The sequence below is a fragment of the Aeromonas sp. 600774 genome, from assembly GCF_049175075.1.
GTDB lineage: Bacteria > Pseudomonadota > Gammaproteobacteria > Enterobacterales > Aeromonadaceae > Aeromonas > Aeromonas veronii_A.
The window spans coordinates 92,336-104,862 of sequence record NZ_JAAKUJ010000015.1; the positions used below are offsets into that span (position 1 = coordinate 92,336).

At 55.1% G+C, this 12,527-nt stretch carries 12 protein-coding genes; all 12 read right to left on the reverse strand.

Annotated elements, in window-relative coordinates:
- Positions 1-2: 2 nt before the first annotated feature.
- The 12 genes from G5171_RS16760 to G5171_RS16815 all read right to left on the reverse strand — a co-directional run bounded on the left by G5171_RS16760 (position 3) and on the right by G5171_RS16815 (position 12,430).
- Complete coding sequence (locus G5171_RS16760) at positions 3-2,489, reverse strand: hypothetical protein (RefSeq protein ID WP_421260450.1); 2,487 nt, start codon at positions 2,487-2,489, stop codon at positions 3-5.
- Entirely contained in the window at positions 2,486-3,964 is a 1,479-nt protein-coding gene (locus G5171_RS16765) for a hypothetical protein (protein WP_421260451.1), read from the reverse strand. The genes G5171_RS16760 and G5171_RS16765 overlap by 4 nt, the downstream gene beginning before the upstream one ends.
- 3 nt (positions 3,965-3,967) lie before the next feature.
- Positions 3,968-8,143 carry a hypothetical protein gene (locus G5171_RS16770; protein ID WP_421260452.1) on the reverse strand — a complete coding sequence of 1,392 codons (4,176 nt, stop codon included), beginning with the start codon at positions 8,141-8,143 and terminating at the stop codon, positions 3,968-3,970.
- Position 8,144: 1 nt separating this feature from the next.
- Entirely contained in the window at positions 8,145-8,684 is a 540-nt protein-coding gene (locus G5171_RS16775) for a hypothetical protein (protein WP_411623768.1), read from the reverse strand.
- Positions 8,671-9,375, reverse strand: a complete 705-nt coding sequence (locus tag G5171_RS16780) for a hypothetical protein (protein WP_323946271.1) — start codon at positions 9,373-9,375, stop codon at positions 8,671-8,673. Before G5171_RS16780 ends, G5171_RS16775 begins: the two co-directional genes overlap by 14 nt.
- A gap of 73 nt (positions 9,376-9,448) precedes the next feature.
- Positions 9,449-9,652 carry a helix-turn-helix domain-containing protein gene (locus tag G5171_RS16785; protein WP_201980987.1) on the reverse strand — a complete coding sequence of 68 codons (204 nt, stop codon included), beginning with the start codon at positions 9,650-9,652 and terminating at the stop codon, positions 9,449-9,451.
- 417 nt (positions 9,653-10,069) lie between these two features.
- Positions 10,070-10,285, reverse strand: coding sequence for a hypothetical protein (locus G5171_RS16790; protein WP_421260453.1), 216 nt, complete (start codon positions 10,283-10,285; stop codon positions 10,070-10,072).
- A gap of 84 nt (positions 10,286-10,369) precedes the next feature.
- Positions 10,370-10,726, reverse strand: coding sequence for a hypothetical protein (locus G5171_RS16795; RefSeq protein WP_411623763.1), 357 nt, complete (start codon positions 10,724-10,726; stop codon positions 10,370-10,372).
- 1 nt (position 10,727) lies between these two features.
- The gene (locus G5171_RS16800) at positions 10,728-11,270 is read right to left on the reverse strand and encodes a hypothetical protein (RefSeq protein ID WP_421260454.1); all 543 of its coding nucleotides are present in this window, start codon (positions 11,268-11,270) and stop codon (positions 10,728-10,730) included.
- Between the two features lie 79 nt (positions 11,271-11,349).
- Positions 11,350-11,712 carry a hypothetical protein gene (locus tag G5171_RS16805; RefSeq protein WP_338429879.1) on the reverse strand — a complete coding sequence of 121 codons (363 nt, stop codon included), beginning with the start codon at positions 11,710-11,712 and terminating at the stop codon, positions 11,350-11,352.
- Positions 11,709-11,924 carry a hypothetical protein gene (locus tag G5171_RS16810; protein ID WP_421260455.1) on the reverse strand — a complete coding sequence of 72 codons (216 nt, stop codon included), beginning with the start codon at positions 11,922-11,924 and terminating at the stop codon, positions 11,709-11,711. The genes G5171_RS16805 and G5171_RS16810 overlap by 4 nt, the downstream gene beginning before the upstream one ends.
- Positions 11,924-12,430, reverse strand: coding sequence for a hypothetical protein (locus G5171_RS16815; RefSeq protein WP_421260456.1), 507 nt, complete (start codon positions 12,428-12,430; stop codon positions 11,924-11,926). The genes G5171_RS16810 and G5171_RS16815 overlap by 1 nt, the downstream gene beginning before the upstream one ends.
- Positions 12,431-12,527 lie beyond the last annotated feature (97 nt).

Sequence of the window (12,527 nt, forward strand, 5' to 3'; positions counted from 1 at the left end):
TGTTATTTCGCTCCTCGTGTTATGTACACCGCAACCGGGATGACTGTTTCTTCCGGGGTCAAACCACCATGGTCGTTGCCTTGAACCTTGTAGGGGTTGCCTATTGATGTCTGCTTGGCACTAGGCCAGCCATAGCTGTCGTGCCCAAAGGGCAGCTCAACAGCATCCAGGCTTGCTGGAAGGCCATAGTCGACAACCGGTTCGATTCGCTTTACATCCACAGGGCCAAAGGTGGTGCGGTTGGTTGTTTTGTATTCCAGGCAGCGGTTATGGATGAAGACATCCCGACCGGGGCCGCTGGCTGACTGTAAATCGTCAATGACGTACTGAGTGTTGTACCAGGTGAAGCCATGGTCGGCCGTGATGACGACAGCCGTCTTGTCCTGGGCGGCGATCCTGCGCAGGTGGGGCAACGCCACCTCCTTCACATAGGCCAGCATGATCTCCTGGAGACTCGACATGCCCTTCTGCAGAAGCCGATCCTGGAGGTTGAACACCACCGCCTTGAAGCGCCCGGGAGCATCCACCAGGTCGCGCATTTTCCGGTTGAGGGTGTCGGCATTGGCATCCTTCTCGTTGTAACAGAGATAACTCTTGTCCCGATCCCACCAGGAGGAAGGCGAAAGTCCCAGGTTGTCCAGGCAACGTTCGAGCAGATGGGGTTCACTTTTCCCATTCGGCCAGCTCCGGAACTCCGTCGGAGGCGCGCCAGCAAAAATGGCCTGTCGGCAATATTCGGTGATGCTGGGTAGATAAGTGCAGGCTCGGAATTCAGGCCCAAGCGACTGGTAAGGGCGAAACAGCTCGCGCCCCGGCATCATCAGAAAGCGATCACGCAGCAACGTCCAGTTAGTTACGCTCATCCCGTCAAAGACCACCAAGTAGACCTGTTTGATCTCCGAATCCTGCAACAATGGCTTAACCGCAGATTCCATGACATCGCTGTTCAGCCACGGCCTGCTGGTTCCTGCAGCGAACTTGCGCTCATTCAGCCACTTCGGCAGCCCACGGCTCGGCTGCACATAGAAATCTGCCCAAGCAATGCGAATGGAATCGCAGGCCTTTTTCGCACGCAGGGTGATACGAAAGACATTGACCTTTTCCGGTAACTGGCTGGACCGCCGTTCCGCTTCCATCGCCATCGTTGAGAGCGGCAGATACACCGAATCCACCAGCTTCAGCCAAGCCTTCCAATCCAGGCAGGCGAGATTCTTCACCGCCGCCTCAGCCTTGTCCGTAAGCCGGTGAATAGTGACCATCGCTTCCAGCAGCGACACGTGGTCCTCGTACTGCTCGCGGGCCTGATGTCGGCGCAGTGCTTCCAGGAGTTCTTCCCATTCCGGTGCATCCGGTGTTTCCAACGCATCGGTCAGTTTGCAGGGGGCCTTTTCAAGCGGAAGCGTGTCGGCCCGCTCGCCGTTGACCACCACATCGAGCAACGCGTGCAGGGTGACCGCCAGTCCTTGGGCGAGGATACCACCATCGGCCTCCAGTACCTGAATGAGCTGATTCAGCAGACGCTCCGATCCTTTGCCACCAACGCCCTTGACCACTGTCGCAAGGGATTCGGTGACGGCACTGGGGTGCTTCGGAAAGACTTCGTGCTGCAGGTAGTGCAGCGCCTGTTTGCAGGGTGTGTCGTCTTTTAAGGTGATGCGGCGGCCCCATTCGGCAAGCCCATGCAGGCTTTGCCCGTCCTTGAGCACGTCAACAAACAGGTCGCCCAGTTCGCTGCCATCGAGGAAGGTTCGCATCCGTTCCGGCGTAAGCATCTTCCAACCATCCAAAATGGAGGCGAGCAGGCAGATCGGCAGCACCGGCGGCGGGTCGCTTTCCAGCACTGCGGCTTCGACCAGGGAGAAACGCGCCCCATCGAGCCAGGTACGAACCACGTCCAGAAACTCCTGTTCCAGCGCCCGGCGTTCGTCCGCATCGACCGAGCCCAGAACCTCGCGTACCCGGGCCAGCGCATCCTCGTACCAGAGCTTGTCGAGAATCCGATCCGGCTCCCAGCCCGCAGACAACACGCTGGGATCGTTCAGCAGCGAGGCGAGCACCACGCGCTCCAGACTGTAAGCGCCGAGCTGCGGCAGGTACGGGGCCAAGTTCCACAATGCGGGGATGGGAAGCCGGTCAAGTAAGGCCCGGGGATTCTGCACGCCAAGCGCCTTTGCTATGTCACAACCTGTAACCGTGCGGGGCGACACGCTGGAGCGCGCCTGTAAGTCCGGCAAATGATCCGGCTGAAGTTGCTGGCGCGAGATGATGATACGAGCGGGTGGATTCGGTTGCCGACGCTCGGGTTCGGTATGGCGGCGCAATCCAAACTCATTGGCGCAGACATGCACGGGAATCGCTTGGTCATCGACCAGCAGCTCGGCGGGCGCTTCGACAAAATAGCCGCGAACGTCATTAACCAGCAGATAGGGCAACTTCTGCTTTTCACGGCTGCGCCAAATGCCAGCCAGGGCTTGTTCCAAGGCAGTCATTGCAGCGCCTCCGATATTCTTTTCTGAATGGATTGAAATTTTTTGTCTTCAGAAAGATGAAGTAGATTTGAAAGCACCCGCTGTTCATTTTTTCTGCAATTCTGTATGTACGCTTCTTTCTCAGACCTTACTGCGTCCGCTTCATTTTCAATTTCGATAAGAGCGGCCAATATCTTTTCCTGCATTTCAACTGTAACTTTGGGTAGTCTGAGACCGAGAAAATCATCAACAGCCAAACGATATCTTGTTGTGCCCCCAGTCATTACCGATTTATAGAACGCGACATATCTGTCTGAAATCAGAATTCGAAAAAGAAGTTGGGTAATGTACTTATTAGAGTCAACCTCGATTGCATAATACTCCTTGGAAATGAAAGCACCATCGAGATCATGAGGGACTATTGCTATACCCTTTTGAGCGCATCGAATTCTAGAAAAAACCAATTGTCCCTCTTTCACTGAAGTCAAAGGTCCAGAGATTTTTCTTCTTTCAACTATGTCTCGCAGTGCAGCCCCTTTACCATGCAGCCGAATTTTTAGTAGTTTGCATTCCTCATTAGGGTCTTCGCCTTTTGAGTAGTCGTTTTTTAAATGTGATATTTCGCTAATTGTTGTCCACTCGCCATACATGCTGGAGAGCGCCTCTTGACTCCCCACGTAAGAGGGGTCATAACATTTCCAATCAAGTCGATCAGAAAAGATGTGTGGTTTTAAAACAATGACTTTCCCTGATTTTTTTGGAGGGTGGACGCCACATTCCGAAGAAAGGAGCGAGTTATATTTCTTCGTGATTGCGGACAGTTTTTTATTGAATGCATAAATAATGCTGTCCTGCGGCGAAAGCATCGGCAAGACACTGTGATATCGACCAATTATCTTTAACTGCTCATCGTACGAAATGTCAGGGAATGGTATGCTTTTCAATATGTCCAGAGAGATATAGCTAATGCCGAGGTTCGTCCGTTCTCTAAAAACTAAAGACTGGATTGATTTGCTTAAAAGCCATAACACGACGAATTTAGGACTTACGTGTTCCTTGCACTGAAATCTAAATATGCTGCCATTAACGATGGCCTCTGGCGATTCTTCAGGCGCTACACACATATCAAAAAAAGCTCGGGCACCCTTTATGCTAATCAGGATATCATTTTGTTTTATCCTGGCCCTTTCTGAGTCAAGCCACTCTGACGGGACTCTAATAGCATCTTCGTAATCGATGCCCTCGTTGGTGATATTTGAAGAGCGAATCAATAGGATTCCACCTTCATCTTCGAGATAACAAGAAGACGGGGGCAAGACTCCATAACTCGCATCATTTTCCATTATTTCACCGAGCGTCGTTAAGGGAGTACTAGAACTCTCTAACGATTTTTCTGCATCGATAAATTCCGGAAGGTAATAGTTGATATCAAACCTGTCATGTTGCTCTTCGGGCGACAGGATTTCGATCAGGGGTTTTTCGCTAACGATGGGCATTGCTTACTCCACCTTCCAAGGCTTTTCTTCTTCTGAATCGTTCTTTTTCAGTAGCTCACCCAATGAGCCCTGAACATACTGCTCGAATTCATGCCGCCCACCCTTGAAGAAGCCAAGGAGTCGCGGCTTGAGCAGGTCAAGCAATTCATCGACATTCACTTTCACCGCTTCCGCCTCGGCCAGGGCATCTGCCAGGTGTTGGCGCATGGTGGCGTCTTGCAGTACATCGAGGACGCTTTGTTCTGCGGGATCGCTGAGCAACCCCAGCAAAGGATTTGCGGCTGGCGTGTCACTGACGTAATCCCGGAGTTCGGCTTCGCAGCCCCGCACATGATCCAGGTATTCCTTGATGCCGCGCTCGACCAATTCCAGGAAATGGTCCGGTTTGAGTTCCAGACGCTTGCCGGGTTTGTAGCCACAGGCGGAACACACCCAGCCGTGGGACAGGTCGCTCTTCACGTCATCCAGGCTCTGTTCGCAAACCTGCTGCACGCCGACCTGGGTCAACAGGTCGGTCAGTTGGGCTTCGATAAAGGTCGGGCTGAAATGGGCGCTAAGCCCTTCCACCCGTGAGAGGTCCTTCAGCACCTGATAGCTTGGGCTGCCGAGCACGGCATCACGGAGGGCTTTCAGATCTTTGTGCAGGCCCGCGTGTTCACTCAGGTACTGGTTGAGATAGAGCTCGTGCAGATCTTTCCATTCGGCGGTAATACGGCTCATTTCCCCGGACGTGCCAGCGGATTTGACGTAGGTCTCGATGCTGTCGAGTAGCTCCTGGCATGGCTTTTCAATGGTGGGCGGGACGCCCAGTGCTTTGAGTTCGCGCAGTTTGCCGGTGAGACTCGCCAGCTCGGAAATGCGATCCAGAAAATCGCGGGCTTCCCGCACGCGGTTGGCGAATTCTTCAACGCAGGTGTAACGATTGGCCGCCTCAATATCATCGTCCTCGGCAAGCCCCAGCATGTCGCGCAGGGCTCCTCGCACAGAGGCATAACAGGCAACCCGGCTTTCTCTTCCATCCTCGGGCAGCGCAAAAATGTCGGCCCATTCGGAAATAGCGTCGGGAACCGAGGCTCCGGGCCAGGTTTGCAATGCCTGTTCGGCCTGGCGGAACTCGTGCCGGGCACGGGTTTCCGTCTCTTTCAAGAGGTCAAGAAGGCGCTCGGCGGCTGCCGGGCTGTAACCGGTGCCTTCTTTCCAAAGGCCAAGGGCGTGAAGCGACTCGGTCAGGTCGTACCACAGGGTTTCATCCGGACGCGTCCCGGGACGGAGTTCATCCAGCTCCTGGAGCCAGTCAACCGGGCTGCCAATGGTGCGATCATCCTGAGAGACCGTCTTGCCGTGAATGGTGAAGCCGCTGATCTCCCCAGTGCTGATGAGCAGCGTGATCAGGATATCCACCCAGGTGTCGGTCAATCCCAGGTCCGTGGTTTTCAGCCGTTTGCGGGTTTCCGCGATGCTCGTGGCAGGCGGGTTGGCCTTGCGGATATTGTCCCGAATCCGCTCCTTCGCCTTTTTGAAGGCTTCCACGCTGCTGGCGGCCAGTGTGACCGAGACTTCTCCGGGCACACCGGTGTTGAGCAAACCAAGCGGCGCAAGGTGCTTTTCAAGATCAGTCTTGGCAGTCCCATCCCCGTCGGTCACGCGGCCTTTCCAGATGGCTTCGAGGATGCGTTTGCGCATCTGATTGCTCAAGTCCGCGCTAAAGGAATAGGCCTCCCGGAAATCCGGATGAAAGAGGAAGACCTTGGCTAAAGCCTTGGTAGCGACCTTTTCCAGGAGCCGTTCCAGAGAGCGCTCACTCTGCGGAATGCTGTTGTTGAGGGAAAGAAGTTCTGCGGGCTCACAGAGGATTTCCCAGGCTTGGTCCTTGGTGTTCCACTGGCGGATTTCGCCGTTCACAAAGGATTCGAGCAAAATCTCCGTGGCCTTGCGGGCAGGCTGGGCCGATTTGGTTCCGGCGGGAAGGTCAATCCATTCGCCCAGCAACTCTAGCTTGCGACGGACGGATTGCGAAGCACCGCCCGCGTTAACCTGGGACTGGTAGTCACCAAAGAGCTTGACCAAAGCCATGCTACGTTTGAGCTCATCGATATCCTGGGCTGGCAATGTGGCCGGTAGCCATACGAGGGTCCGTCCGTTGCCATGACGGACTGCATCCATCTCGACATCGAGCGGCGAGGCTGACGGGTAGAGCACGGCCAGGTGCAGTGCCTTGGTGGTGGGCACGTCCTTAACAAAGCCGATGACTGCGTGGTCGTTGGTGAGCGCCGTCACCGGTTCAAGCCGATAGTCCAGGGAGCGGCGTGTTCGCTGCCAATCCACATCCACCTGGGTCGAGAAACCATGCTGTGGCGGCACAGTGCCGCCCAGCGGACTGCCCGGGAAGCGGAGGAACAGTTCAAGATGGGAGCGGTAGGCGCTCTCAAGCTGAATATCCGGTGCGAAGCCATTCTTGACCCGCTCGACTTCAACCAACAGCTCTTCGCGTTCTCCCCCGTCTCCTTCAACCGAGAGAAAAAAGCTCAGATTATCCTCGCTGCCTTTCTGACGTAGGGGCGGAAATGTTTGGGCAATCTTTTCCAGGATTCGGGCCGTTTCCTGGTCGCTTCCAGCGGGGTCACTTTCCTTGCCGGGCCATCGCAGCAAGAGCGCGTCATTCAGCTTGGAAACAGTGAGTTCTTCCTTGACCATGGAGAGGACGATCAATGCTTTAATCAGGCGCTCGCTCGCTACCTTGGCGGCAGCCTGATCGGCCTCCGACCAGCGTTTGTAGGGCACGCGGGACAGGACCTCGTCCCTGGCCGTGCTGCAGAAGCGCTCGAACATCCCGTAATACTTGGCCATCTCGGGATCGTCCTGGATGATCTTGTTACGCAGATCCTCGTAGTCGAACACGTCGTCGAGCACCGCGATGCGTTTCCAGTTGCTGGTATCCTGCAGGCGTCTTTCAATGAACTCCTGGACAAATCCCAGTGCGCCACGGGATCTGCCGCCCCGGTTGGTGATCGCGGTGAGGCAGTACAGCCCGAAGGGATGCATCGGATAAACGTCGGCAAAGTGTTTTGCCTCGTCGGTGACGGGTTCGCGTTCGCGGAAGTACCGTTTCAGGAAGTCACTAAAGGCTCCCCGGAAGTGCGGCTGAATTTCAGCCTTGAAGGCATCGGCGAGCTTGTGAACGCATTTGGAATTTTCACGAAACAGCCGGTGATTGTAGATGCGATGAAATTGCGTGACCGGGATGTTGATGGACTGGAAGCGGCCGGATTGCCCGGAAAGCTTGCCCATCAGCTCTGTATCGTAATTGCGCCCGGCTTGGCGGGCGATGGCCTGAATTTCTTCCTGAACCGCGCCGAAAATCCAGAACGGTTGATCCCCGGCCAGTCCAGCTTCGGCCAGTTGTCCAAGGAAAGCAGTGCCCCGGTTGAAGTCTTCGTCGCTCTGGATCAGGTGAAGATACAACTCGTCAATAAAGACCAGGACGCCTTCATAGCCGCGTTCTTTGGCGATCTCGACCAGCTTCTTGACCTTTTCTGTGACCGTGGTGCGGTCCTGGACGAGTTGAATGTTCAGGGCGGCAACAGCCTGCTCAATGATGGTCTTCTGATATTCCTTGTCATAGGAGCGAAGCTGATCGACGGAGAGACTCCGGTTGTCACGAATCCAGTTCTCGACATCGCTGCGGGTGCCGCTGGCGGTGTGATTGAAAAAGGTATCCAGATAAGCGTCGGTGTTTGACAGAGTCGCCGTTACTGGCGGCGAGAGGTGACGCAAGTGGTCAGTAACCGAGTTCCAGAAAGCCTGCTCGAGGGTCTCGTCAGGCACTTCAATGGCGGTAAAGTTGATCGTGAGGAATTTTCGTGGTGCAAGCGCATCCATGCCCCATTCGGGCTTGGTATCGAGGAACTGTTTGCGCAGCGTCGGTTCGGTCAGAATGGCGGATAGCCATGCCATGAAGATAGTCTTACCGGAACCGTATAGACCGGTGATGAAGAAGCCGCGACCTTGCTTACGGTGAATTCGGTCCAGGATAATTCGGGCCGACTCCTCAACCTCGGGCAGCATGACGAAGCTTTCGAAAATCCGCGTCCTGCTGGCCGAGTCGTGAGTCGACTCGTTGAAGTTTTCCACCCAGCTACTGACGGGCGTGAAATCAAACATATCCTTCATGAGTGGCATATCAGGCCTCCAGCTCCACAATTGGTTGATCTCCGCGAGTCAGGGTGTACTGCCCGCAGCGGCAAAGCTGACCAGCCATTCGTCCTGTCAGCACCAGTAAAATTCTTCTTTTTCCCACGGCATCGTTGTACCAGGTGGTCATGGGGTCCATGCCGAGCGCGAAAACCAGTTCCAAGTGATCGAGGATGGTCAGTCCCTCTGGTAATAGCTGTTCGGCTACAAGGTCGTGCACCGCCTTCCGAAGTCTGTTCCCGTAGCGTTTAAGATCCGCCGGGACGGTCGTAGCATTGAAATTGAACACCTCGGCAAACATGGGATCTTTAGCCAGCAGGTCGAGAACGATGTCATTCACGCTCAAATATCGGACCTGCCCAAAATCGCCCAGCGATGCCATGTGTTCCGCAAGCCATGTTTTTCCAGAACCTTGACCGCCAATCAGGCAGCAAAGAGTCCGTCCGCCAACGTGGTTTTCGCCGACCAATCCTATAAGCTCATTGAGCGCCTTGGCCTGAGCTGGAGTCGTTTTGTTATCTCCAGGCATCGACATACTCCTCCAGCGATTGATGAATCAGTTGAACTTGATCCGTGCTTCCGTGCCGGTGATATTCACAATGTCCCTTGCTTGCGAGTTTGTTGACCCCGGCAATCAGCAAGGCGCGGTTGCACATGAAGATGGGAGCTATGGTCCCTTCGTTGATGACAGTGGCTGTCGATGGTGCCCGCCAACCGTTTTTCGATGCGTCGTGATAGAGCGCGTAGCCCAAGACGGCCTCAGTTGGGCAGTAAGTGATCACCGAGTAATTGGATTTCGAAAGCTTCAGCCGTCCAGCCTTAACTAATACCGACCGCACTCGATCTCGAGTTGACTGAGGCATGCGCTCGTATTTGCGTTCCAGAAGCTGGTCGAGGTGGTAGCGAGAGAATACGGCCTCGCCGGTATTCAGGAAGCTGTCTGTAACCAAAAGTGAAAGGGTTTCAAAAAGAATCGGAGTAGTAATGCATAGCTGGAAAAACACCAGATCCTGAACCGCTTCATCATTGTTGCGAATCTTTCGAAACATCTTCAGGAACGAAGTGTTTTTGATTGAGTTGTTCTCGATTTCCAGGAAGCGATATTTCATGTGTTGCCACAGTTTTTCCTTATTGGACTCGGACTTCTGAGGCCAACGTTGGATACAGGAGCCACGCACAGCTTGCGCGTCATCGCTCTCCAATGCAGCATCGAGTAGCATGAGAGTCTCTTCCAGAAGGAATCCGTATCCGATAGTTGAAAACTGCTTATCCATTGAAATTGCCGCCTATCATTTAGTCCTCATTGTTTTTGTCTGCTGCAGCACCGCCAGCCTCGACCCAGGCATCGACTTGTTCTCTTTTAAACTTCCAGAGTCGGCCTACTCGATGAGCGGGCATGCCATGCTTGTCTATCCAGCGGTACACGGTGTCGCTACTGACACCGAGATACTTGCCTATCTCGTCTACTGATAACCAACGGTTTTCTATCTCGGCCATTTCTCTAGCTCCTCATGGGCGATTGGGTTAATAGTCATGCCAGAGACCAAAGGGAGAGGGGACAGCATTCCCAGCTTAAATTCGCTCAAGCATATCCCCGTAGTAACCTGCTTTCAAATGGTTTTACCGATATAAGGCCGCAAAAGAAGAGCTTAAAATTTATCCAATCTCTATATGCGATATGCACCTTTTACCGAACAGCAGGTGACAAGACTCAACAAGTAGGCAAACGGAGAACACATCAAGCCAGCAACGAGTCGGTCAATGAACGCCCCGAGATGGGAGCGAAGACTGGCAATAGCCGCCTCAGTCTCTATCCGTGTCGCGGGTGTTGCATGTTTGAGTACTCCAATCTGGCACGTTGTGGCGCTGGCATAGTCTGGCCAGATGCGCTGGGAGCTCTGTCAGGCTGGCTAGTCACCCTCGGTAGAGCCGGGAGAGATTGACGTAGTCGGGGTGGCTCACGGTGATAGTCACCTGATGCCCCGGCTGCCAGCGGCCAAACAGGCTGGCTTTGGCTTCTTTGATGGTGGTGATGCCGGGAGCGGGTAACGTCTGCCTGTTACGCAGATGCAGTGTGTTGAGCTCGGGGGCATAGCGATACACCTCGAGTCCGGTGATAAGGCGGGTCATGTTCGGTGACTCCAATGATGCAAAGGGCCAGCCTGGAAGGATTGGCCCTTTATGTTGTTTGTTGATGAGCGAGACAGTCGGGCGTCAACGAGCGCAGTCAGCCGCCTCGTTGATAACCGGCTTGCAATTGAGTCGGTCCAGCAGGTGCCGCGAGCCGTATTGAGCCACCAGCCGGTCTATGGCCATCTGGGCACAGGCCGCTCTGCTGGGCCTATTCTCAGGTATGGCATAACGAGCGGTGAGCCAGCCACCGATCAGCGCAATGCGGTAGCCACTAGGGATGTGGGTGAGCGAGGTGCCGATGCCCCTCCCGTGAATGAGGAAAGGCACGGCTTGGCCGCCGATGTCGATATCCATGCGTTGCCCTTTGAGCTCGAAGGTGGTGAGCTCGCCGGTTTGCGGATGTTTGCCGGGCACCTTGATGGTGATGTGCTTCGCCATCTCACACCTCCGGTTTGGCTTCAAAGTGGCGGGTCACAACGCCCGCTTCTGGGTCGATGCTGATAAACGCCGGGGCTTGCGGGTGGTACTGGTAGAGCCGCGCCAATTCGACACGAAACGCCTCAGCGTTTGGCGCTATCACATGGTTGGTATCCCCCTCGGCATAGGTAAAGGTCTCCAGCTTCTCTGTGTTAATCCAGATGCCAAAGTACCAGGCATCCTCCTCGGTGTCGTACTGCTGCCAGCCTTGGGCCAGCAGTGTTCGGTCGTAGTAGTAACGGTCAGCCTGATGGCTCCCCCGGTCGATGCGGCAACCCGTCACAGTGAGCTCAAATGGGATACAGCCCGCCTTGTGGGCTTTCTTGACCCGACGCAGCAGCTTGAGGGCCTTGCCTCTGCTACGGCCATTACCGAGCGGTTGCGGCTGCCTGGCCCGCAATGCCAGGTGGGTCATTATCTTCGGTGCAGTGTTGTGGTTCAGCTGACCGATGGCAGTGGTGATCTGCCGAGCGGTCAGGGTCTTGTAATCACGCAGGTCGTGCATGGTTGGGTTTCCTTCAAATGCAAACAGCCCCTCGGCGTGAGGGGCTGCTAGAGGTCTTGGGTGTGCTGGTGGCCGTGGCTCAGGTGTGACTACTCCAATCCGGCTTGTCATTACTACCGTGGTTAACGTAGGCCCCGACAATGACCAGTTGCCACTCACCGACCGGTTGTCCAGCGGTATTACAAGCGCAGCGAAAGCGGGCGAAGTTAATCTCACGTGGCAGGTGTTCACGCATATCGCGGGGACTGACAAAAAGCGTGGTCTTGTGCAGCACCGGGTTGGGGGCCACCAACGGGCCGCCAATACGTCGCCCCTCCACATCGTGGGCATAGGCAAAGCTCGGCAGCATCAACTGCTGACTGATGAGCTTGGCGAACTCCCGATGGGCACACATGGCCTCTGCCACGGCGGCCTGGCTAAAGCTGTCGGTAAATTCAATCATTGAGGTTTCTCCATTTCCGCTGGTGCACGGTAAGCCGCTGCCAGCAGCGCAAATTGTTCGACCAGGTAACTGATGCTGATGCCCAGTTCATCGCTTATCGCATCTCCCAGAAGGTGATGCAGGTGTGCCATGTCATCGGCGACACGTTGGGCTAGGTGGGCCGTTGAACTCGGTGGTGAACTCGTTATGGTCAGAGTGATGGCGAGATTCATCACATCTCTCCCCAGGGGGCTTGCTCCCACAGTGACAGCCGGGTCAGCACGTCTTGCGCCAGCGCTTGCTGTAACTGCTGTATCACCTTCACCAGCCGTGGTGCCTGCTCAGGACTCCCGCTCCATTCGCTCGATTGGTACAGGGCGCAGCAGGTGAATTTGTAGAGGGCCACCAGTTCGGCATCGGTGAGTGGTGCCTGGTGGTAACGGTGAGCAGGTTTAAACGGACTCAGCTTATTCGAGCGGGGCTGGCGTGGTTCTTTGTGCTCTTGCTGACGCCCTAACTGATAGCGATGCCAGACTGCCCGCCGGTTGGCGAGCATCATCAGCCTAACCAGCCGGTCAACCCGCCACGTCCAGGTACTGGTGACATCCATTGGTGAGTTCCACCAGAGGGAGCGCAGCAGCTCAAGGGTGTAGTGCGGTGGCATCGGGGCATTGCAAAAGCGGTGCAACTGCACGGCAAAGGTAAGGTAGTCCTTGCGATCGATCATGAAGGCAGACATGGGCATAGTTCCTTGAAATGCAAAAGGCCACCTGAAGTGAGGTGGCCTTGTGGGTTGTGTCGGGATATCCGGATCATGGTGTTGGACCTGATGATCC

Excerpts from the sequence above, each read along its gene's own strand:
- G5171_RS16760 (WP_421260450.1), bottom strand. The coding sequence starts at position 2,489 with ATGACTGCCTTGGAACAAGCCCTGGCTGGCATTTGGCGCAGCCGTGAA.
- G5171_RS16765 (WP_421260451.1), bottom strand. The coding sequence starts at position 3,964 with ATGCCCATCGTTAGCGAAAAACCCCTGATCGAAATCCTGTCGCCCGAA.
- G5171_RS16770 (WP_421260452.1), bottom strand. The coding sequence starts at position 8,143 with ATGCCACTCATGAAGGATATGTTTGATTTCACGCCCGTCAGTAGCTGG.
- G5171_RS16775 (WP_411623768.1), bottom strand. The coding sequence starts at position 8,684 with ATGCCTGGAGATAACAAAACGACTCCAGCTCAGGCCAAGGCGCTCAAT.
- G5171_RS16780 (WP_323946271.1), bottom strand. The coding sequence starts at position 9,375 with ATGCTACTCGATGCTGCATTGGAGAGCGATGACGCGCAAGCTGTGCGT.
- G5171_RS16785 (WP_201980987.1), bottom strand. The coding sequence starts at position 9,652 with ATGGCCGAGATAGAAAACCGTTGGTTATCAGTAGACGAGATAGGCAAG.
- G5171_RS16790 (WP_421260453.1), bottom strand. The coding sequence starts at position 10,285 with ATGACCCGCCTTATCACCGGACTCGAGGTGTATCGCTATGCCCCCGAG.
- G5171_RS16795 (WP_411623763.1), bottom strand. The coding sequence starts at position 10,726 with ATGGCGAAGCACATCACCATCAAGGTGCCCGGCAAACATCCGCAAACC.
- G5171_RS16800 (WP_421260454.1), bottom strand. The coding sequence starts at position 11,270 with ATGCACGACCTGCGTGATTACAAGACCCTGACCGCTCGGCAGATCACC.
- G5171_RS16805 (WP_338429879.1), bottom strand. The coding sequence starts at position 11,712 with ATGATTGAATTTACCGACAGCTTTAGCCAGGCCGCCGTGGCAGAGGCC.
- G5171_RS16810 (WP_421260455.1), bottom strand. The coding sequence starts at position 11,924 with ATGAATCTCGCCATCACTCTGACCATAACGAGTTCACCACCGAGTTCA.
- G5171_RS16815 (WP_421260456.1), bottom strand. The coding sequence starts at position 12,430 with ATGTCTGCCTTCATGATCGATCGCAAGGACTACCTTACCTTTGCCGTG.